The sequence below is a fragment of the Nocardiopsis protaetiae genome (assembly GCF_045446735.1).
In the GTDB taxonomy this organism is placed as follows: domain Bacteria; phylum Actinomycetota; class Actinomycetes; order Streptosporangiales; family Streptosporangiaceae; genus Nocardiopsis; species Nocardiopsis protaetiae.
This window is the reverse complement of record NZ_JBJJBV010000040.1, coordinates 14353-33977: the sequence shown is the minus strand read 5'-3', so window position 1 is coordinate 33977 and position 19625 is coordinate 14353. Positions and strand designations below refer to the sequence as shown.

The 19625-nt window shown below is 74.5% G+C and carries 15 protein-coding genes; 7 read left to right on the top strand and 8 right to left on the bottom strand.

Annotation, left to right across the window (positions count from 1 at the left end; translation table 11 throughout):
- Positions 1–1626: FAD-dependent monooxygenase (locus tag ACJOT3_RS09195; protein ID WP_406970871.1), on the bottom strand; the 1626-nt coding region annotated here is incomplete at its 3' end.
- A 170-nt stretch (positions 1627–1796) separates the two neighbouring features.
- Here ACJOT3_RS09195 and ACJOT3_RS09190 point away from each other — a divergent pair.
- The 5 genes from ACJOT3_RS09190 (at position 1797) to ACJOT3_RS09170 (ending at position 7874) form a co-directional block, all read left to right on the top strand.
- A complete protein-coding gene (locus ACJOT3_RS09190) occupies positions 1797–2834 on the top strand; it encodes a class I SAM-dependent methyltransferase (RefSeq protein WP_406970869.1) in 1038 nt (345 codons plus the stop codon).
- Between the two features lie 29 nt (positions 2835–2863).
- Positions 2864–4024, top strand: coding sequence for an acyl-CoA dehydrogenase family protein (locus ACJOT3_RS09185; RefSeq protein WP_406970867.1), 1161 nt, complete (start codon positions 2864–2866; stop codon positions 4022–4024).
- The gene (locus tag ACJOT3_RS09180; RefSeq protein ID WP_406970865.1) at positions 4021–5040 is read left to right on the top strand and encodes a methyltransferase; all 1020 of its coding nucleotides are present in this window, start codon (positions 4021–4023) and stop codon (positions 5038–5040) included. The genes ACJOT3_RS09185 and ACJOT3_RS09180 overlap by 4 nt, the downstream gene beginning before the upstream one ends.
- 102 nt (positions 5041–5142) lie before the next feature.
- Positions 5143–6357: a glycosyltransferase gene (locus ACJOT3_RS09175; protein WP_406970863.1), complete on the top strand. Its 1215-nt coding sequence runs from the start codon at positions 5143–5145 to the stop codon at positions 6355–6357.
- Entirely contained in the window at positions 6354–7874 is a 1521-nt protein-coding gene (locus tag ACJOT3_RS09170) for an FAD-dependent oxidoreductase (RefSeq protein ID WP_406970861.1), read from the top strand. Before ACJOT3_RS09175 ends, ACJOT3_RS09170 begins: the two co-directional genes overlap by 4 nt.
- A gap of 30 nt (positions 7875–7904) precedes the next feature.
- Here ACJOT3_RS09170 and ACJOT3_RS09165 read toward each other — a convergent pair whose 3' ends face one another.
- Positions 7905–8564, bottom strand: a complete 660-nt coding sequence (locus tag ACJOT3_RS09165) for a response regulator (protein WP_406970859.1) — start codon at positions 8562–8564, stop codon at positions 7905–7907.
- Positions 8561–9760: a sensor histidine kinase gene (locus tag ACJOT3_RS09160; protein ID WP_406970857.1), complete on the bottom strand. Its 1200-nt coding sequence runs from the start codon at positions 9758–9760 to the stop codon at positions 8561–8563. The genes ACJOT3_RS09165 and ACJOT3_RS09160 overlap by 4 nt, the downstream gene beginning before the upstream one ends.
- 67 nt (positions 9761–9827) lie before the next feature.
- Between ACJOT3_RS09160 and ACJOT3_RS09155 the strand changes: the two genes are divergently transcribed.
- Positions 9828–10703, top strand: coding sequence for a PhzF family phenazine biosynthesis isomerase (locus ACJOT3_RS09155; protein ID WP_406970855.1), 876 nt, complete (start codon positions 9828–9830; stop codon positions 10701–10703).
- Positions 10704–10824: 121 nt separating this feature from the next.
- Here the strand turns inward: ACJOT3_RS09155 and ACJOT3_RS09150 are convergent, their stop codons facing one another.
- The 3 genes from ACJOT3_RS09150 to ACJOT3_RS09140 all read right to left on the bottom strand — a co-directional run bounded on the left by ACJOT3_RS09150 (position 10825) and on the right by ACJOT3_RS09140 (position 15914).
- Entirely contained in the window at positions 10825–11805 is a 981-nt protein-coding gene (locus ACJOT3_RS09150; RefSeq protein ID WP_406970853.1) for a DUF8832 domain-containing protein, read from the bottom strand.
- Positions 11806–11940: 135 nt separating this feature from the next.
- Entirely contained in the window at positions 11941–12513 is a 573-nt protein-coding gene (locus tag ACJOT3_RS09145) for a GNAT family N-acetyltransferase (RefSeq protein ID WP_406970851.1), read from the bottom strand.
- A gap of 158 nt (positions 12514–12671) precedes the next feature.
- A complete protein-coding gene (locus tag ACJOT3_RS09140; protein WP_406970849.1) occupies positions 12672–15914 on the bottom strand; it encodes an AfsR/SARP family transcriptional regulator in 3243 nt (1080 codons plus the stop codon).
- A 141-nt stretch (positions 15915–16055) separates the two neighbouring features.
- On the opposite strand from ACJOT3_RS09140, the gene ACJOT3_RS09135 reads away from it, so the two are divergent.
- A complete protein-coding gene (locus ACJOT3_RS09135) occupies positions 16056–17516 on the top strand; it encodes an MFS transporter (protein ID WP_406970847.1) in 1461 nt (486 codons plus the stop codon).
- A gap of 114 nt (positions 17517–17630) precedes the next feature.
- Here ACJOT3_RS09135 and ACJOT3_RS09130 read toward each other — a convergent pair whose 3' ends face one another.
- Positions 17631–18305 carry a response regulator gene (locus tag ACJOT3_RS09130; RefSeq protein WP_406970845.1) on the bottom strand — a complete coding sequence of 225 codons (675 nt, stop codon included), beginning with the start codon at positions 18303–18305 and terminating at the stop codon, positions 17631–17633.
- Complete coding sequence (locus ACJOT3_RS09125; RefSeq protein ID WP_406970843.1) at positions 18302–19591, bottom strand: sensor histidine kinase; 1290 nt, start codon at positions 19589–19591, stop codon at positions 18302–18304. The genes ACJOT3_RS09130 and ACJOT3_RS09125 overlap by 4 nt, the downstream gene beginning before the upstream one ends.
- Between the last annotated feature and the right edge of the window lie 34 nt (positions 19592–19625).

Here is a 19625-nt window from a genome sequence, read left to right as displayed (position 1 = left end):
GGTACCCGGTTCAGTGGGGGCCGCCGCCCCCGCGCCCAGGACCCTGGACAGCGCCTCGGAGAGCACCTCCTGGTGGCTGGCGGTCAGGTCGTCCTTCGCGCGCCAGCAGACGAACCCGTCCGGGCGCACGAGCAGCGCACCGGACTCGGTGACCCCGTGTGCCCGGACCCAGTCCCCCTCGCGCCCGGGGAGGTCGCCGACGTCGTGGCCGACGTGGACCAGGTCCAACGGGGTGCCGGCGTCCACCGCCCGGGCGGCGTGGATCCACGCGTGCCCGCGGGGCCCGGCCACCAGGACGAAGGACCTGCGGTAGAGGTCCAGGGTGGAGACCACGGCGCCGTCGCGGGTCAGCGCCACGTGCGGTGCCCGCCCCCCGGGGCTGCCGAGGTGGCTCAGAGCCGGCAGGTCGTCGTAGTCGCCGGGCTCGTCGCACACCGCGTCGGACAGGTAGCGGTAGCCGAGTTCGATGGACAGCGAGTCCGGAACGGGCCCCCGGCCCCGCTTGCCGTCGTGCCGGCTGAGCTGGCGGTCCGCGGAGTACTCGTTGGTCCACTCGGCGACGGGGCGCCGCTCCTGCTCGTAGGTGTCCAGCAGGGACGGGGCCGCCTCGCCCCGCAGGACCAGGGCGAGCTTCCACGCCAGGTTGTGCGCGTCCTGCACCCCCACGTTGCCGCCGAGCCCGCCCGCCGGGGGCATGACGTGCGCGGCGTCCCCGGCGAGCAGGACCCGGCCCGACGAGTACTGGTCCGCCACCCATGAGGACAGGTCCCACTCCGGCAGCCGTCGGCGGCGGTCGAGGAAGTCGTCCAGGATCACCGGGTCGACCGATTCCGATCCCACCGCCGCACGGACGAGGTCCGCGCAGCGCTCCCCGGTGAGCGGCGGGGCCCCGTCGGGATCGAGAGGCACCATGAGGATCCACCGGTCGGGCCCGTCCAGCCGGGTCAGCATGGTGTTGCGGGCCGGCCGGTCGAGGTAGGCCAGGGCCACCGAGCGGCCGTTCAGCGCATCGGACAGGTCGCAGGTGAACGGGATGTTGACGTAGCGGCAGAGGTTGCCGATGCCGCTCGTGCCGATGCCCAGTGCATCGCGCGTCCGGGACCGGTGCCCGTCGGCGGCGATGACGTACCGGGCGACCAGGGCCGTCCTCCTGCCGGTCTCCCGGTCCACGAGTTCGGCCCGGACCCCGCCGGGCGCCTCCGTCAGCGATTCGACCTCGGTGCGCGACAGCAGTTCGTGCCCGTCCGCGAGGACGTTGCGGAGCAGGACCCTCTCCACCTCGTTCTGGTCCACGGTCACCGGGGAGGTGGGGCTCAGGTCGGCGAACCCCGCCTTCTTCGGTCGGGTGGTCCGGAACACCTCGGGGCCGGAGAGGCTCTCCGCCTGGATGATCACGTCCAGGTCGCGCAGAACGGAAGGGGGAGTGGAGCGCAGCTCCTCCTCCAGCCCCACGGACCGGAACAGCTCCATCGTGCGGATGGACAGGCTCCGCCCCCGAGGCAGCCGGGAGATGGACTCCCGGCGCTCGACCAGGACGGTCCGCACCCCGTGGGAACCCAGGAAGAGCGCCGCCGAAAGTCCCACGAGCCCGCCCCCCACGACGAGGACAGGAATTCTTCTCTCCACTGGTCACCACACCCCTCAACCGATGGCGGACACGCCGGTACCGCGCGCCCGCACTCGCACGGACGCCCTTCGCCCGCCACTCGACCACGCCGAGGTCTTCCCGCGCTCGAGGCGTTTTCGAAGCATGCGGGCGACGCTGACCCCGACCGCCGACCAAGGAATGAGTGGCTATGTCCGACACCGCTTCACCCGGCCTGACCATTGCCGACCTGCACGGTCTCGCGCGCGGCTTCGTCAAGACGGCCCTGCTGCGGACCGCTTTCGAGCTGGTCCTGTTCGACCGCATCGCCGAGGGAGAGAACAGCGCCGAGGAGATCGCGCGAGGCGTCGGCGCGGACACCAGGGGCGTGCGCGTGCTCTGCGACGGGCTCGCCGCCATCGGTGTCCTGCGCACCGTCCCGGGAGGGTACGCGCTGCCGGAGGGCGGCGAGCGCTACCTGGTGAGCTCCGGACCGGAGTACTTCGGCCACGCCATGCGCCTCAGTTCGAGCGACTGGGAGTGGGACGCGCAGAAGGACCTGATCAGCGCGGTCCGCAAGGGCGGCACGGTCGCGGACACCCACGTGATGACCCCCGACTTCGAGTACTGGCACGAGTTCGCGGAGCACACGTCGTGGTTCAACGGCGGCGCCGCCGACCTGATGGCCGACCGCCTCCAGGAGTGGGCCCAGGAGCGCGAGTCCCTGGAGATCCTCGACGTCGCGTGCAGCCACGGCGCCTACGGCCTGGGCATGGCGCGGCGCCATCCCCGAGCGCGGGTCCGGGCCGTGGACTGGCCCAGCGTCCTGGAGATCACCGAGCGCCACGCCGAGCAACTGGGCCTGCGCGACCGCTGGTCACCGCTCCCCGGGGACATGTTCGACATCGACTTCGGCGGTCCCTACGACCTCGTCATGCTGACCAACGTCCTCCACCACTTCGACGAGGAGACGGCCACGACCCTGCTGCGCCGGGTCGCCGGGGCCCTCAAGCCGGGCGGGCGCATCGCCCTCGTGGGTCACACCTACGAGGACGGTCAGACACCCGAGGAGAACCCGCTCCCCTTCATGTTCTCCGTGATCATGCTCGTCCAGTCGGACCACGGGGAGACGCACTCCGTCGGCACCTACAAGCGGATGATCGAGAACGCCGGACTGGTCGACCCGCAGACCTATGCGGGCGCAAAGGCCATGCACCGGCTGTTCGTGGCGGACCGCCCCCTGAACTGACCGCCCACGGACACGTGAGGAGCACCGCCATGCCCGACCCCCTCCTGCCGCCCTTCCCCCGCCCCGGGGACCCGGACCTGGCCCCCGGGCTGGGCTCGGCCTACCGGGCGGCCCGAGAACACGCGGCCCGAGCCGACGCAGACCGCACCCTCCCCGGCCCCGTGGTCGACGCGCTCGTCGAGGCCGGATTCGCCCGCCACTTCGTCCCCGCCGAGCACGGCGGCGACGCCGGGACCTTCACGGACCACCTGCACCGGGCGGCCCTGGTGGCCGAGGGGTGCGCCTCGGCCGGGTGGTGCGCCTCCCTGCTGTCCTCCCACGCCAGGTTGGCGACCTTCCTCCCCCCGGAGGGACAGAAGACACTGTGGGCCCAGGGCCCCGACGCCCGGATCTCCGCCGGGGTGGTCCCCTCGCCTGGGGCCGAGGTCTCCCGGTCGGACGGGGGGTGGGTCCTCAGCGGCCAGTGGAACTTCGTCAGCGGGGTGGACTTCGCCGACTGGATCCTGCTGGCGGCCTGGGAACAGGAGCAGGGCCGGCCCCGGCTGCGCTTCTTCGCGGTGCCCCGATCGGAGTGCCGGATCGAGGACAACTGGTTCACGGTCGGTATGCGGGGCACCGGCAGCAAGCGCGTCGTGGTCGAGTCCGTCGCCGTCCCCGCCTCCCTCAGCTTCCTCCAGGCCGACCTGCTGCACCCCGACCGGCCGGGGGCGCCACCGTTCCGGCTGGTGAACGGCCTGGCCATGGTGGCCCCGGCGCTCGGCGCCGCCCGCGGCGCCCTGGACCACTGGGCGGCCTGGATCTCCACCAAGACCGAGATGGTGATGGGGGCTCCCGTCCAGGCCAGGGACAAGGGGTCGGTCCAGCGGGCGATGGTCCGGGCCTCCTCCGCAATCGACGTCGTGGAACTGCTGATGGGTCGGACCGCCGCCATCGCCGACCTGGGCCTGCCGGTCGACGACGGCACAGTGGCCCGGGGACACCGGGACTACGGGGTCTCCGCCGAGGCGCTGGCCGACGCCGTGGAAACGGTCATGCGCGCGAGCGGGGCCCGGGGCCAGGACGAGACGAGTCCCGTCACCCGGGCCTGGCGCGACGTCCACGCCGCCACCTCCCACGCCGCCCTCCAGTTCGACGGCAACGCCGCCGTCTATGTCCGCCACGCCCTCGACCCGCAGGAGAAGACCCCATGACGCAGTCGCCGGAGGCATCCGTGCGGATCCACGAGCTGGCCTACGGCCTGGCCCTGACCGGGGCCCTGCTGGCAGCGGTCCGGCTCGGCGTGGCCGAGACCCTGGACGGTGAGTCCGCGCCGGTGGAGGAGATCGCCTCCACCGTCGGCGCGGACCCGGACGCCCTTCACCAGCTGCTGCGCGCGCTGGCCCTGCACGGCGTCTTCACCGAGGTCTCCGACCGGGTGTACGCGCACACGCCGATGTCGCGGACGCTGCGCCAGGACCTGCCCGGAAACCGTTCGGGCATGGTCCGGCTCGCGGGCGCTCCGTTCGCCTGGCGCATGTGGGAGCGCCTGGACGAGTCCGTGCGCACCGGCCGCAGCGTGCTGCCCGGGCTCTACGGCAAGGACCTCTACGACCACCTGGCCGAGGACGACCCCGTCTCGGGGGAGATCTTCGACCTGGCGATGTCCCGGTCCTCGCAGGCCGCGTCCGCGGCCCTGGCCCGCACCGTCGACCTCTCCGGGGCCGCGACCGTCGCCGACATCGGCGGCGGGACGGGCACCCTGCTGCGTTCTCTGCTGCTGGCCCACCCCGACCTGCGCGGCGTGCTGTTCGACCTGCCCCGGGTGGTCGCCCGCGCCGAACCCGACCTGTCCGGGGACGGGGCGCTCGCGGACCGCTGCGAGGTCATCGCCGGAGACGCCCTGGTGGACCTGTCGGTCAAGGCGGACGTGTACGTGTTCAAGGGCGTCCTGCACATGTGGGACGACGAGGCGGTCGTGGGGGTCCTGCGCAGGGTGGTGGCCGCCGCGCCGTTCGACGCGCGGGTCGTCCTCCTGGAGCAGGTGCTGGACCGGACCGCCTCCCGGCGTGCGGGAGCGCTCATGGACCTGCTGATGCTCGTCAGCCAGGGCGGCCGGGAGCGGACGGAGGCCGAGTTCGCCGACGTGCTCGGCCGCGCCGGACTGAAGGTGCGGCGCACCGTTCCCGCCGGACCGACACATCACATGATCGAGGCGGTCCTGGCGTGACCCGCCGCCGTACAGACCACCGCTGACCCGGTGCCGCCCCCCCCGCGGCGGTACGCGCGGGGCGGCCCGGTCGGCACCGCTCCCGAAAGGAGTCCCACCGCCGTGAAAGTACTGTTCACCACCTACGGCACCCGGCCGCACTACTTTCCCCTGGTCCCGCTCGCCTGGGCCTTCCACAGCGAGGGCCACGACGTCCGGGTCGCGGGCCCTCCCGCCCTCACCGAGCCGCTGCGGGAGTCGGGGCTGCTGGGCGTGCTGGTCGGCGAGGACGCCGACGTCTCGGCCTTCCTGCGCCAAGGCGCCTTCCGCCGGAAGTCCCCGGTGGAGGGCGAGGACGCCGAGGCCACACTGCGCCGCTTCGTCGCGGGCATCGCCCCCATCGCCTCGCTGCGGAGCCGGGCCATGGAGGACGACCTCATCGCGTTCGCCCGAGATTGGCGCCCGGACCTGGTCGTCTACGACCCCACCACCTTCGCCGGGGCGGTGGTGGCCCAGGTCCTGGGCATCCCCGCCGTGTGCCACACCTACGGCATGTCGCGCCAGTTCCGCATCGAGCTGGAGGGGCTGGTCGGCCCGGAGCCCACGGCCGACTACGCGGCCCTGTTCGAGCGGCACGGGGTGGACGTGCTCATCGAGCCCGCGGCCTGGGTGGAGCCCTGCCCGCCCGGTCTGCGGTGGGTACCCGCGTCCGAGGAGCACCGGACGCCGCTCGACGCGCCCCGCCACTCCATCCGCTACATCCGCTTCAACGGTTCGGGCTTCACCCCGCCGGACGTGCTGGAACCGACCGGCAGGCGCCGGGTGGTCGTCACCCTGGGGCCCTCGCAGGAGCAGAAGCTCGGTCCCGACGTGCTGGTCAAGGCCCGGACCGTGGTCGGCGCCGCGGCCGAGCTCGACGTGGAGGTCGTCGCCACCGTGGGTGGCACCTCCGAGCAGGGCCGCGCCTACCTGGAGGGCATGCCCCCCAACGTGCGCACCGTGCCCTGGGTCCCCCTGCACCTGCTGGCGGACGCCGCCGACGTGCTGGTGCACACGGGCGGTACCGGGACGATGCTCACCACCGCGGCGTGCGGTCGGCCCCAGCTGGGGATCAGCACCATGCCCTACGCGGTCTTCAACTCCGAGCAGCTGGCCCAGGCAAAGGCGGGGCTCCACGTCCCCGCCGCCGAGGTCGACGCGGACCGGATCCGCTCCGCCGTCGCCGACCTCCTTGACGACCCCTCGTTCGCGGAGGGCAGCCGGGCGCTGCGCGAGGAGATCGAGGCGCAGCCGTCTCCGGCCGAGGTCGTGCACGAACTGGAGGGCCTGGCGGGATGAGCGGCGGCGGAGAGAGGACGCGCACGTCCGTGGACGTGCTGGTGGTCGGCGGGGGACCGGTGGGGCTGATGCTCGCCGCGGAACTCCGCCTGTGCGGAGTGGAGGTGACGGTGCTGGAGAAGGAGCCGACGCCCAACCCCCATTCCCGGGCCTTCCGGCTCCAGCCCCGCACACTGGAACTCCTCGACGCCCGCGGGCTGCTCGAGCGCTTCCGCGAAGGGCACAAGGAGTGGCCCTACACCCATTTCGCGGGCATCTCCCCGCTGCTCGACCTGAGGCGGACGGGCGGGGCGCACCCCTACTCCCTCATGATCCCCCAGACGCACACGGAGGCCCTGCTGGCGGAGCACGCCCTGGAACTGGGCGCGGACCTGCGGCGGGGACACGTGCTCGTGGCCCTGGACCAGGGCGGCGAGCGGGTGACGGCCGAGGTCGAGGGGCCGCGGGGGCGCTACTCGATCGAGGCGTCCTTCCTGGTCGGCTGCGACGGGGGCAGGAGCACCACCCGGGAGCTGGCCGGGATCGCGTTCCCGGGGACCGCCCCCCGGGTGTCGGCGATGCTCGCCGACGCGGTGGTGGAAGATCCCGGGCAGCTGCCCATGGGGGTGCCCGGGACGCTGCGCGGCGCCGCGGGGCTGCTCATGGCCGTGACCCTGGAGGAGCCCTACACCCGTGTGCTCACCACCGAGTTCACCGCCCCCGGCGAGGAGGAGCGGGACGGGCCGCCCACCCTGGAGGAGTTCACCGCGGGCGTGCGCAGGGTGAGTGGTCACGACGTCGGGCTCCGCGACGCCCGCTGGCTCTCCCGGTTCACCGACTCCACCCGGCTCGCCGAGGTGTACCGCCGGGGGCGGGTGCTGCTCGCCGGTGACGCCGCGCACATCCACTTTCCGATCGGCGCCCAGGGACTCAACCTCGGCCTCCAGGACGCCGCCAACCTGGGCTGGAAGCTGGCCGCGCACCTGCGGGGCCGGTCACCCGAGGACCTGCTCGACACCTACGGGACCGAACGCCGTGCCGTGGCCGAGCGGGTGCTGCGCGAGACGCGGGCCCAGCTGGCCCTCATGGACACCGGCGCCTCCGTGGACCCCCTGCGCGAGCTGTTCGGCGAGATGCTGGAGGTGGAGGAGACGAACCGCTTCCTCGCCTCGCTGGTGGCGGGGACCGATGTCCGCTACGACTTCGGGCGGGCCGACACGAGGTTCGAGGGCGCCTTCGCCCCTCCGATCCGGGTGAAGGCGGAGGACGGCGAGCACGACCTCCTCGGGCTCCTGCGCACCGGCCGGGGGGTGCTCGCGGCCTCGGGGGCCGCCGCCGCCCGCCTTCGCGCGACCGTGCGGGCGTGGGAGGAGACGGTGGACACGGTCGAGGTGCAGGGGCTGGAGGAGCACGGTCTGTCGGCGCTCCTGCTCCGGCCCGACGGCCATGTGGCCTGGGAGTGCGGACCCGGTGACGGAACCGGGGACGCTTCCCCCGAGGCCGCCCTGGGCCGGTGGTTCCGGCCGCGCTCCGGCTGACGGGCCGCCCGGAGCGGGCACCGGAGACCGCTAATCCCGACCCAGGCCGGCCTCGTAGGCGAGCAGACCGGCCTGGGTCCGGTTGTCGCAGCCCAGCTTCTCCAGGAGCCGGGAGACGTGGCCCTTGACGGTGGCCTCGGTGAGGAAGAGGCGCCGGGCGATCTGCCCGTTGGTCAGCCCCTCGCCCAGACAGGCCAGCACCTCGACCTCGCGGTCGGTGAGGGAGGACACCAGGGTCGCCCGGTCCAGGCGGGAGTTCCGGTCCGTCTGCGCGGAGGTGATCAGGCGCCGGGTGGCCTCGGGCGACATGACGGTGTGCCCCCGGGCGGCGATGCGCACCAGGTCCACCAGCTCCTCCGGCGGGGTGGACTTGAGGAGGAAGCCCGCGGCGCCCGCGCGCAGGGCGCGCAGCACGTACTCGTCGGTGTCGAAGGTGGTCAGGGCGACCACCACCGGCGGAGCGGTCAGGGAGGTGATCTCCTCCGTGGCGCCGATGCCGTCGCGCACGGGCATGCGCAGGTCCATCAGGACGAGGTCGGGGCGGTGGAGCCGCACCGCGTCGACGGCGGCGTCGCCGTCGTGCGCCTGGCCGACGACGGTGATGCCCGGGTCCACGCCCAGGATGGTCTTCAGGTGGGCGCAGACCATGGGGTCGTCGTCCACGATCAGGATCCGCAGTGCCGCGGTCAAGGGTGGGCCCTTTCCGTGAAGGGGACGTGGGCGGGGAGGGTGGCCTGGACCTCGAACCCCCCGGAGTCGGCGGGGCCCGCGGTCAGGGTGCCGCCCAGGAGTTCGGTCCGGCGGAGCAGGCCGGCGAGGCCGCGGCCGGAACCGGAGGCGACCAGGTCGGGGTCGGGGGCCCGGGTCGGCGCGCTGTTGCGCACCAGGAGCCGGACGGCGGTGGGGCCGTAGGACAGCAGGACCGACACCCGCGCTCCGGGGGCGTGCTTGCGCGCGTTGGTCAGCGACTCCTGGAGCAGGCGGTACAGGGTGGCGGCGACCAGGGGGGAGGCCAGGGAGGGGTCGCCCCGGGTCTCCAGGTCCACGGGGGTGCCGGTGCGGCGGGTGTCCTCGACCAGCGCGCCGGGGTCGGGGTCGGTGAGGGGTTCCGGGCCGTGCCCCCGGGAGAGCACGCCGGTGAGGTCGCGGAGTTCTCCCAGGGCGCGGTACCCGGTGGCGCGCAGGTCCTCGGCGGCGGAGCGGACGGCCTCGTCGGTCGCGGTGACGCGCAGCGCCCCGGCCTGGAGCACGATCAGGCTGACCCGGTGGGTGACGATGTCGTGCATCTCGCCGGCCAGCCGCGCGCGCTCCTCGGCCCGGGCCTGTTCGGTGAGCAGGTGCTGCTCTTTCTCGGCCCGCTCGGCCCGTTCGTTGAGCGCCCCGACCAGGCTGCGGTGGGTGGACAGGTACAGGGCGGTGGCCGCCGCCAGGCTCGTGAACAGGAAGGTGCGCAGCCCCGCGCCGCTGACGCCGGTGGGGTCGGCGGTCAGCAGGCTCACCGCGGCCAGGGCTCCGAGGGAGGCCCAGAGCAGGCGGTCGGCCGCGCACCGCGAGGCGGCGGTGTAGGCGACGAAGGGCGCGGTGGGAGGGAACCAGGCCAGGGAGTGGGTCGCGGCGTCGGTGGCGAAGAGGGGGCCGGAGACCAGCGCGGCGGCGATGGCGAGCGCGCCCGCGCCGACGGTGGTCCACAGGACGGCCAGGGGCCGGGTGCGCCGCCACGCGAGGGTGGCCGCGAGCAGCAGGCACACGGTCAGCACCGCCGCGGGCGGGACCGGCGAGTCCTGGTGGACCGTGTGGGCCAGGGCCACCCCCATGAGGGCGCTGACACCGATGGCGACCGCGTCCGTCCAGGTGCGCCGATCCACGGGGGGAAGGCCGAAACGCATGCGCCCAGCCTAGACGGCGGAGCCCCCGCCGTTTTGCCGGATGCCGGATATCGGCGAGGGTGGGGGCATGACACGCCGCAGCAGCGTTACACCCGATGTCGTCCTCCACCGCTACGCCGCCTTCACCGCCGACCCCGCCGGGGGCAACCCGGCCGGTGTCGTGCTCGACGCCGCGGGCCTGGACCCCGAGCGCATGACCGCCCTGGCCGCCGAGGTGGGCTACTCCGAGACCGCGTTCGTCACGGCCCGCGACGACGCGGCCCGGCGGTTCGCCGTGCGCTACTTCAGCCCGCTGGCCGAGGTCGACTTCTGCGGGCACGCGACGATCGCGACCGCCGTGGCCCTGGCGGAGGAGATCGGCCCGGGGGAGATCACCCTGGACACCGCGGCCGGGGAGATCCCGGTCCACACGGCCGCCGACGCCTCGGGCGCCCTGCGCGCCGCGCTCACCAGCGTTCCGACCCGCTCCCGCCCGGCAGACGGGGACGAGGCCGACGAGGCGCTGGCCGCCCTGGGCTGGGAGCGGTCCGACCTGGACCCGGAACTGCCCCCGCACGTGGCCTTCGGCGGGGTGCACCACCTGGTCCTCGCCGCGGGCACGCGCGCCAGGCTGGCCGACCTCGACTACGACTTCGACGGCCTGGCCGGGGTGATGCGGCGCCGCGGCTGGACCACCGTGCAGCTGGTGTGGCGGGAGGGCCCAGCCCTCTTCCACGCCCGCGACCCGTTCCCCGTCGGCGGGGTCGTCGAGGACCCGGCGACCGGTGCCGCCGCGGCGGCGCTCGGCGGCTACCTGCGGACCCTGGGCCTGGTCCCGCCGGAGGGCACCGTCGTCGTCCGCCAGGGGGAGGACATGGGCCGCCCGGGGACGCTGACCGTGGACATCGACCGCGACGACCCGCGCGTCCGGGTGAGCGGCCGGGCGGTGCGGCTGCCGGAGTGAGGTCCGGGGCGCCGGGCGCGCGGTGGCTCAGGCCGCGAGGGAGGACTCCCGGCGGTCGCCGTCGAAGACCACGCGCGTCGTCCCGGTGGCGTAGTCGACGGTGGCGGTGGCGCCGTCGCGCTCAGTGGGAGTGCGGGGCGTCGCTCTCGGTGTCCGTGTGGTCCTCCGGTGCGCCTGCGCCGTCGGCGGTGGTCATGGTGAACTCGGCGGTCCGCACCTCGCCGTTGTGCTTGAAGTCGAGGAAGAGCCGGTAGTCGCCGGTCGAGGGCACCTGGGCCCCGAACGTGATCTCGGGCCCGGCCTCGGTCACGCCGTCCCCGGGCTCGCCCTCGGGGTGGACGTGCAGGTAGGCGAGGTCGCCGGCGCGCAGCGCGACGAGGTGGCCGTAGGCGCCGAGGTAGGGCTCCAGGTCGGTGACCTCCTCGCCGTCCCTGGTGACGGTGAGGGTGACCGCGTTGGTCCGGCCGGGGACGAGGTCGCCGTCGAGGGTGACGGTGTAGCCGTCCACCTCGGCGGTCCGCGCGGGTGCGGGCAGGGCCCGCGCCTCGTGGTCGCCGGAGACCGTGAGGTCCGCGCCCAGGGTGAGGCCGTCCCCGCTCTCCCGCGGGACGAAGTCGGCGAACATCCGATAGGGGCCGGGGGTATCCAGCTCCAGCGGGATGCTCCAGGTGCCGTCCCGGGCCATCTCGGGGTGCACATGCCGGTAGCCGCTCATGTCGCGGCCGACCACGATCAGGTGCATCCGCTCGTCGTGCGACTCCTCGAACGCGGTCACGGGCTCGCCGTCGGGTCCCAGGACGCGGAACGCGAGGGTCTCCTCCTCGCCCGCCCGGCCGGGGGTCCGCACCGGGTCGAGGGTGTAGCCGTCCTGGGAGATCTGTAGGCCGGAGGGCGTGTGCGCGGCGTTCGCGGTGCTCTCCCCGTCGGTGGCGCCGTCCGCGGCGCCGTCGGTGGGGCCGGTCGTGCCGTCGTGGCCGGTGTGCCCGCTCGTCCCGGCGGTGTCCGGGAGCAGGGGGCCCACCAGGCCGCCGGCCCCCAGTGCTCCGCCGAAGGCCACGGCCAGGCCCAGTCCGTAGAGCCCGAGCTTGGCGGGGACGTTCATCGTCGGTGTCCTTTCCTTGCGGCCGGTCCCGGTGGGGCCGTCGGCGATATTTCAAGGAATACCATACCCCCCCAGGGTATACAAGCCCGAGTCCGGGGTCGCCCCACCGCCTTCTCGGGCGGGCCCGCGGGCGGATCAGCGCAGGTCGCGCCGCATCAGCACCCGGGGATGGCCGGACAGCACCGACGTGGTGTCGGCGGCGTGGACGAACCCGGCGCGCTCGAAATTCCTCCGCAGCCCGGGGTAGGCCATCGTCAGATCCACCCGGGCGTCGCCGTTGTCCAGCGGATAGGCCTCGACCACGGGCGCGCCGTGCGCGCGGGCGAACTCGACCGCCCCGGCGATCAGCGCGTGCGAGATCCCCTGCTTGCGGTGCCCCGGGCGCACCCGGACGCACCACAGCGACCACACGGGCAGGTCGTCGACGTGCGGGATCTTGCGGTTGCGGGCGAAGGCCGTGTCCGCGCGCGGCGCCACGGCGGCCCAGCCGACCGGTTCGTCGCCGTCGTAGGCGAGCACCCCCGGCGCGGGCTCCCCGCGGCACAGCCCGGCGACGTACTCGCCGCGCGCGGGACCGCGCAACTCCTTGTTCAGCGCGGACGGGACCCGGTAGCTGAGGCACCAGCACACGTTGGCGTCGGGAGACTTCGGACCCACCAGGGCCCGCACGTCCTCGAACACCGTTGCCGGACGAACATCGATCGCCATGGCGCCAGGATGCCACGCGCGACGGACGGAACCGTCCCGGCCCTCGGCGGACCGGGTGCGCGCGGAACCCGGTGCGCGCGACTTCCGCCATGCCCCCGTCGGATCCGGGGCGGTCCTCCCGGGCATCGTGGGCACCGGACTGATCGCCTCGGGGACCATCACGTTCCCGCCCCGGAGGCCGACGGCCGCCCCGCGCCGCCGAGGGACACCGCGCGGGGGGCGGTGCGGCCCTCGGCGAAGGCCGCACCGAAGGCGGTCCCGCCCAGGGCGGACCGCGCCGCGGCGGTGATCCGGTCGACGTCCCCGCGCTCCTCGGGGGGCAGGGGCGCGGCCGCGGACTCGCGCAGGGCGGCGGCCCCGCCGAGGAGGCGGGCGGCCTCCTCCGGGTCGCCCGCCAGGACGGCCGTGCCGGCCAGGCCTTCGAGGGCGAGCGCGACGGCCCTGGGGTCGCCGGTGTCCCGGGCCACGGCCAGGCCCTCCCGGTGGAGTTCCCCGGCCGCGGCGGCGTCCCCCCGCTGCTCGGCGGTGAAGCCGAGCTCGGCCAGCCCGAGCGCGATGCCCGGGGCGAACCGCACCTCGCGCTCCCAGGCGAGGGCGTCGCGCATGTGGGCCTCGGCGTCGTCGAGGCGGCCCGCCCGGCGGGCGGTGAGGGCCAGGCCGGTGAGTGCGAAGGCCTCGCCGGGGCGGTAGCCGTGCTCGGCGGCCAGGCTCCGGCCCTGCTCGTGCCACCGGTCCGATCCGGCGTGGTCGCCCGCCAGCAGGGCGATCCGGCCCAGCCCGGAGCGGAGCAGCGAGACCTGGAGCCACAGCCCGAGCTCCTCGGCCAGACGTAGCCCGTCGCGGCACAGGTCGGCGGACCGGCGGTGGTCGCCCTTGATCTCCGCGAGCCGGGCCAGCAGGTCGATGGCCCGGACCTGCCCCCACCGGTCCCCGAGCTCCTCGAAGAGCGCCAGGCTCTCCTCCCCGGACCGTTCGAGGGTGGCGAGGTCACCGCGGACGAGGGCCTGGTCGGCCTCGGTGGCCAGCGCCGCCGCGGTGCCCCAGCGGTCGCCGAGCCGACGGAACACCGGCAGCGCCCGGCCCACCAGCTCCCGGCTGAGGTCCAGGTCCCCGGCGCCCAGCAGCACGTCGCTCAGAAACCACTCGGCCCTGGCGCGGCCGCCCGGGTCGGTGATGGTCTCCGCGGGCGTGTCGAAGTCCTCGGCGTGCTCGCTCAGCAGGTCCAGGCCGGTCCGCCAGGCCCGCGCCCTCGCCCGCGCCGCGGCGGGGGCCTGGGCCCGGACGCCCAGCGCCGTCCCGAACGCGCGCCGCGCCTCACCGATCCGGCCGCGCAGGTACCAGTACCAGGCCAGCGCGTTGACCAGGCGCAGCGCGCGGTGGGCGTCGTTCCGCTGGACCGCTCCCTCCAGCGCCGCGCGCAGGTTGCCGTGCTCGGCGTCCAGCCGCCCGAGCCAGAGCCGCTGTTCGGAGCCGTACAGCCGCGGCTCCGCGCGTTCGGCCAGCCCGGTGTAGTGGTCCAGGTGCCGCAGGCGCACCCGCTCGGCCTCGCCGGCTTCCTCCAATCGCTCCAGGGCGTAGGCCGCGACCGATTCGAGCAGCCGGTAGCGGGCCCCGCCCGCGCCCTGGACCCTGACCACCATCGAACGGTCGACCAGGCGGGCCAGCAGGTCGAGGACGTCGCCGCGCGCCACGTCGCCGCCGTCCGCGCAGACCTCCTCGGCCGCCTCCAGCGTGCAGCCCTCCGCGTGCACCGCGAGCCTGCGCAGGACGAGGCGTTCGGGCCCGGACAGCAGCTCCCAGCTCCAGTCGATCATCGCGCGCAGGGTCCGCTGCCGGGCCGGGCCGCCCCGGTGCCCTGAGGAGAGCAGCCGGAACCGGTCGTCGAGCCGGTCGGCCAGGTCGTGGACGTCCAGCGCGCGCAGCCGGGTGGCCGCCAGCTCCAGGGCCAGCGGAACGCCGTCCAGCCGGCGGCAGACCGCCGCGACCGCGCGGGCGTTGTCGGCGTCGACCGCGAACCCCGGGACCGCGGCCGCCGCGCGCGCCTCGAACAGCCGGACGGCGCTGAACCTCCGCAGCTCCGCGGGCCCGACGTCGGCCGGATCGCGGGGCGTCCGGAGCGGCGGGACCGGCCAGACCGACTCCCCGGCCAGCCCCAGGGGTTCCTGGCCGGTGGCGAGGATGCGCACGTCCGGCGCCGCCCGCAGGAGCCGCTCGCCCAGCGCGGCGACCTCGTCGACCACGTGCTCGCAGTTGTCCAGGACGAGCAGCACCCGGCGGCCGCGCAGCGCCTCCACGAGCCGTTCGGCCGGATCGGCGGGCACCCCGGAGCGCGGCAGGGCGGACGTGGTGTCGTCGCGGATGCCGAGCACGGCGCCGACGGCCTCCGCGAGCCGTCCGCCGTCCGGCTCCCCGGCCGCCCGGTCCAGGCCGGCCAGCTCGACCAGCCACACGCCGTCCCGGTGGTCCGCGGCGGCCCGCGCGGCGGTCTCCAGGGCCAGGCGTGTCTTGCCGACCCCGCCGGGGCCGGTGAGGGTGACCAGCCGGGCGGACTCCAGCAGCGCCCGGACCCGCGCCGCCGCCTCCTCGCGCCCGACCAGTTCGCTGAGCTGTGCGGGGAGGTTGGTCCGCGGCGGCGTTCCGGGCGCGGCGGCCAGGGCCGAGTCCTGTTCGAGGATGCGCCGGTGGAGCCCGGCGATCTCCGGGCCGGGGTCCAGGCCCAGCTCCTCGCGCAGGCGGGCCCGCAGGTCGTCGTAGGTCTCCAGCGCCTCGCTCTGCCGACCGGCGCCGTACAGGGCCCGCATGTACGCCGAGCGCAGCCGTTCGCGCAGCGGGTGGCGTTCCACCAGGTCGGCCAGCTCGCCCGTAGGCGCGCCCGGCTCCCCGGCCTCCAGGCGCGCCTCCTCCCGCTCTTCGAACGCGGTGAGCCGCCGCTCCTCCAGGAACGCGATGACGGGCTGGGCGAACCCCGCGTCGGCGAAGTCGGCGTAGGCCGGCCCCCGCCACAGGTCCAGCGCCTCGGTCAGCAGAGCCGCCCGCGACCGCGGCCCGGAGGCCTCACGGGCCTTCGCCAGCAGGGCGGTGAAACGCGTCGCGTCCACGGCCCCGGCGTCCGCCCGGAGCCGGTACCCGAGGGACTCCTCGAAACCCACCAGGTCCCGGGCGCCCGGCTCGGCCTCGTCCAGGGCCCGGCGCAGCCGCGAGACCTTGACCTGGAGCGCCCCGACCGGGTTGCGCGGCGGGGCGTCGCCCCACAGGTCGTCGACCAGCCGGTCCACCGGCACCGGCCGCCCCTCGTGCCCGATCAGGACGGCGAGCAGCGCGCGGACCTGTGCCCCGCGCACCGCCACCGGGGCGCCGTCGGCCGTCCATACCCCCAACGGCCCGAGCACCCCGAATCGCATGCACCCAAGCTACCAAGCGGTGCCCCCGCGGTTTCGGGCCGCCTCACCCCTGCCGCCACCGGCGGAAAGCGCGCGGTAAGTGCCGGACAAGTGCCCGCGGACATGCTCGGACCACACCGAACCCTTTCGAGGAGAACCACCGTGAGATCCCCTGTGAACAGGACCACCGGCGCCAGGTCGCGCTGGGTCCTGGGCCTGCTGGCCTTCTCCAGCCTGATCACTTCGCTCGACTTCACCATCGTGTACGTGGCACTGCCCGACATCGCCCGCCAGGTGGGGCTGTCCGGCCACGCCACCCAGTGGGTGGTCAGCGCCTACGCCATCTTCTTCGGCGGCTTCCTGCTGCTGGGCGGCCGCTCGGCCGACCTGCTGGGCCGCCGCCGCGTGTTCGTCCTGGGCATGGTGCTGTTCGGCGTCGCGTCCCTGCTGGGCGGCCTGGCGACCTCGCCCGAGGCGCTGATCGCCGCCCGTGCCCTCCAGGGGGTCGGCGGGGCCGCCCTGTTCCCCGCCACGCTCTCCCTGGTCACCACCGGGTTCGCCGAGGGCCCCGTGCGCATCCGGGCGCTGGCCGTGTGGGCCATGGCCGGTGCGGGCGGGCTGAGCCTGGGCGCGCTGCTCGGCGGGGTCCTGACCCACGTGTTCGGCTGGCAGGCGGTGTTCCTGGTGAACGTGCCGCTGGTCGCGGCGGGCATCGCGGGCGCGTTCGCCCTGCTCGCCCCCGACGGCCCGCGCGAACGGGGGCGCGGCTTCGACATCCCGGGCGCCCTGACCAGCACGGCCGGGCTGACCCTCCTCGTGTTCGCCATCGCCCAGGGGCCCGAGACCGGCTGGACCACGCCCTCCGTCCTCACCTCCGCCGTCCTGGCCGTGGTGCTGCTGGCCGCGTTCGTCGCCATCGAGGCGCGCACCGCGAACCCGCTGATGCCGCTGCGCCTGTTCGCCAACCCCCACCTGCGCGCGGGCCTGCTGGTGATCCTCACCTTCGGCATCACCATGCAGAACCTCGTGTACTTCCTCACCCTCTACTTCCAGGACGTGCTCGGCTACTCGGCTTTGCAGGGAGGCCTGGCCTTCCTGAGCCTGTCCGTGATCATCGCGTTCGCCAACTTCGTCGCCGAGCGCCTGATCATCCGCATCGGGGCCCGCGCGACCCTGGTCATCGCCCTGCTGCTCGGCTCCGGCGGCGGCGCGCTGCTGGCCGTCGGCATGCGCGCGGACGGCTCGTACTGGACGATCCTCGCCGGGCTGGTCGTCTACGGCCTGGGCATGGGGACGATCTACCCGACCATGTTCGGCACCTCCGGGACCGGCGTGGCCGACGAGGACCAGGGCGCCGCCGGCGGCATGGCCAACACCGCCCTCCAGATCGGCACCAGTGTGGGCCTGGCCGTCCTGGTCGGCGTCTCCGCCTCCGGGCTCGCCGACCTGACCGGCGAGGCCCTGCGCACCGCCGCCTCCGACGGCCTGCGCAACGCGGTCTACGTCGCGGCCGGGCTCACCCTGGCGGGCATCCTCGCCGCCCTGACCCTGCCCCGCCGCACCGCCCCGGTCCCGCCGCCCGCCGCCCACGGCACCGAGGAGGCCGCCCCTGCCCGGACATGAGAACCAGGACATGAAAACCCGGGTATGAAAGCCCGGACGTGAAAAAGGCCCTGCTCGGCAGGGCCTTTGTCGTGTCCGAGGTGACTCCGCCCCCAGGCTCTTCGCGGCCGGGGGTCAGCGGACGAGGCCGTGTTCGTGGGCGAAGACGGCGATCTGCACCCGGTCGCGCAGCCGGAGCTTGCGCAGGATGGAGCCCACGTGGGTCTTGATCGTGGACTCGCTGGAGTGGATGCGCGTGGAGATCTCCGCGTTGCTCAGACCCCGCGCGACGGCGTCCAGGACCTCGCGCTCCTTCTCGGTGAGCTGCTCGAACTCCTTGGGCAGGGGAGCGCGCGCCCGGTGGTCGCCGTCGAGGAGGGCCGCGAGGTCGTTGGGGGCCAGCACGGCGTTCCCACGGTGGACCGTGCGGATCGCGTCGCAGAGCATCGCCGGGGTGGTGTCCTTGAGCAGGAACCCGCTCGCTCCGTAGCGGATCGCCGCGGTGGCGCGTTCGTCGAGGTCGAAGGTGGTGAGCACCACGACCCGCACGGGGCGCCGGCGGCGCGCCACCCGTGCCGGGGCGAAGATCTCCCGGGTGGCGGAGACGCCGTCGAGTTCGGGCATCCGCAGGTCCATCAGGACGAGGTCCGGCTGGAGCCGGTCGACGGCCAGCACCGCCTCGCGGCCGTCCGCGGCCTGCCCGACCACGTCGAGGTCGGGCTGGGAGTCGATGATGACCGCCACACCGGAGCGGAACAGGTCCTGGTCGTCGACGACCAGGACCCTGATGGGAGGTGTCGGCTCGTTCAACTCTTCCTCGCGGCTCGGAAGGGAAGCCATGCCCGGGCGACATAGCGCTCTTCTCCGTCGGCGGACTTTTGCCCCACACTCAGCCACCCGCCCACGGATTCCAGTCGTCGGACCATACCCCGCTGCCCCAGACCGGGGCTGTCCCGGGCGTCCGGAGCCGACGTGTCGACCGTGTTCTCGACCTCCAGGTACAGGCCGTCGTCCCAGTGCTGCCCGACCCGCACCCCCGTTCCGCGGCGGCCGTGTTTCAGCGCGTTGGTGAGCATCTCCTGGAGCGTGCGGTAGGCGACCACGTGGATCTCCGGCGGCAGCGGACGCGGGATCCCGCCGACGGAGGACTCCACGTCGTTGCCTGCGGTGCGCACCCCCTCGACCAGGTCGTTGAGGTCGGTGCTGTCCGGCACCTCGGCCTGTGAACCCTCACTGGTCGAGGTGAGCACCGACCGCACGTCGTTCAGGGAGCGGCGTGAGGTGGCCGCGATGTTGGCGAGCGTCTCCTGGATCATCCGCTCGTCCTTGAGGTCGCGGAACTGTGCCGACTCGGCCTGGGCCAGGATCACCGCGAGGGAGTGGCCCACCACGTCGTGCACGTCGCGGGCGAGCCGGGTCTGCTCGGCGCGCAGCCTGGCGATCTCGTCGGAGCGGGCGGCCTCCTGCTCGGCCTCGACGCGCGCCTGCTGCGAGGCCTGCGCCGAGCGCGCGGTGCGCACGGCCAGCCCGACCAGCCAGGGCACACCGAGGAGCAGCGCGGCGATCGGCGCGACGAAGAGGTAGTTCGCGACCACCACGGACAGGGGACCCCGCCCGTACAGCGAGACCAGACCCAGCTGGTCGAGCACGTGGGTGGTCACGAGCACGGCGCCGACCGGGATCGAGGCCAGGCTCGCCCAGAGCACGGTCCGGCCGCCCCAGCAGGCGAGGGCGAACGCCACGTAGGCGACGGAGAGCTGGGCGGCCAGGATGTCGCCGTCCCGCCACAGCTGGATCAGGCCCGTGAACCAGACGACGACCAGCGCCAGGGCGCCCTGGTGGCGCGCCAGCGCGCACGCCAGCGCCGAGCCCGCCGTGACGACGGCCGCCGTGGCGACCATCGACACCCGTGAGTACTGCTGGTACGGGACCGCGTCGAAGGGGAGACCGCGGAGGGGGGCGCCCAGCCCCGAGTACACGATCATCTCCAGCAGCGTCGGCGCGCCCTGGAGACGCGCGACGACCTCCAGCACCCCGAGGGTGAGGACGGGCATGGCCAGCGCCGCGTCGGGCGCGTAACGGCGGATTCCTTCCACACCGATCATGGTGCTCGTTCCGGCAGGCGATTGC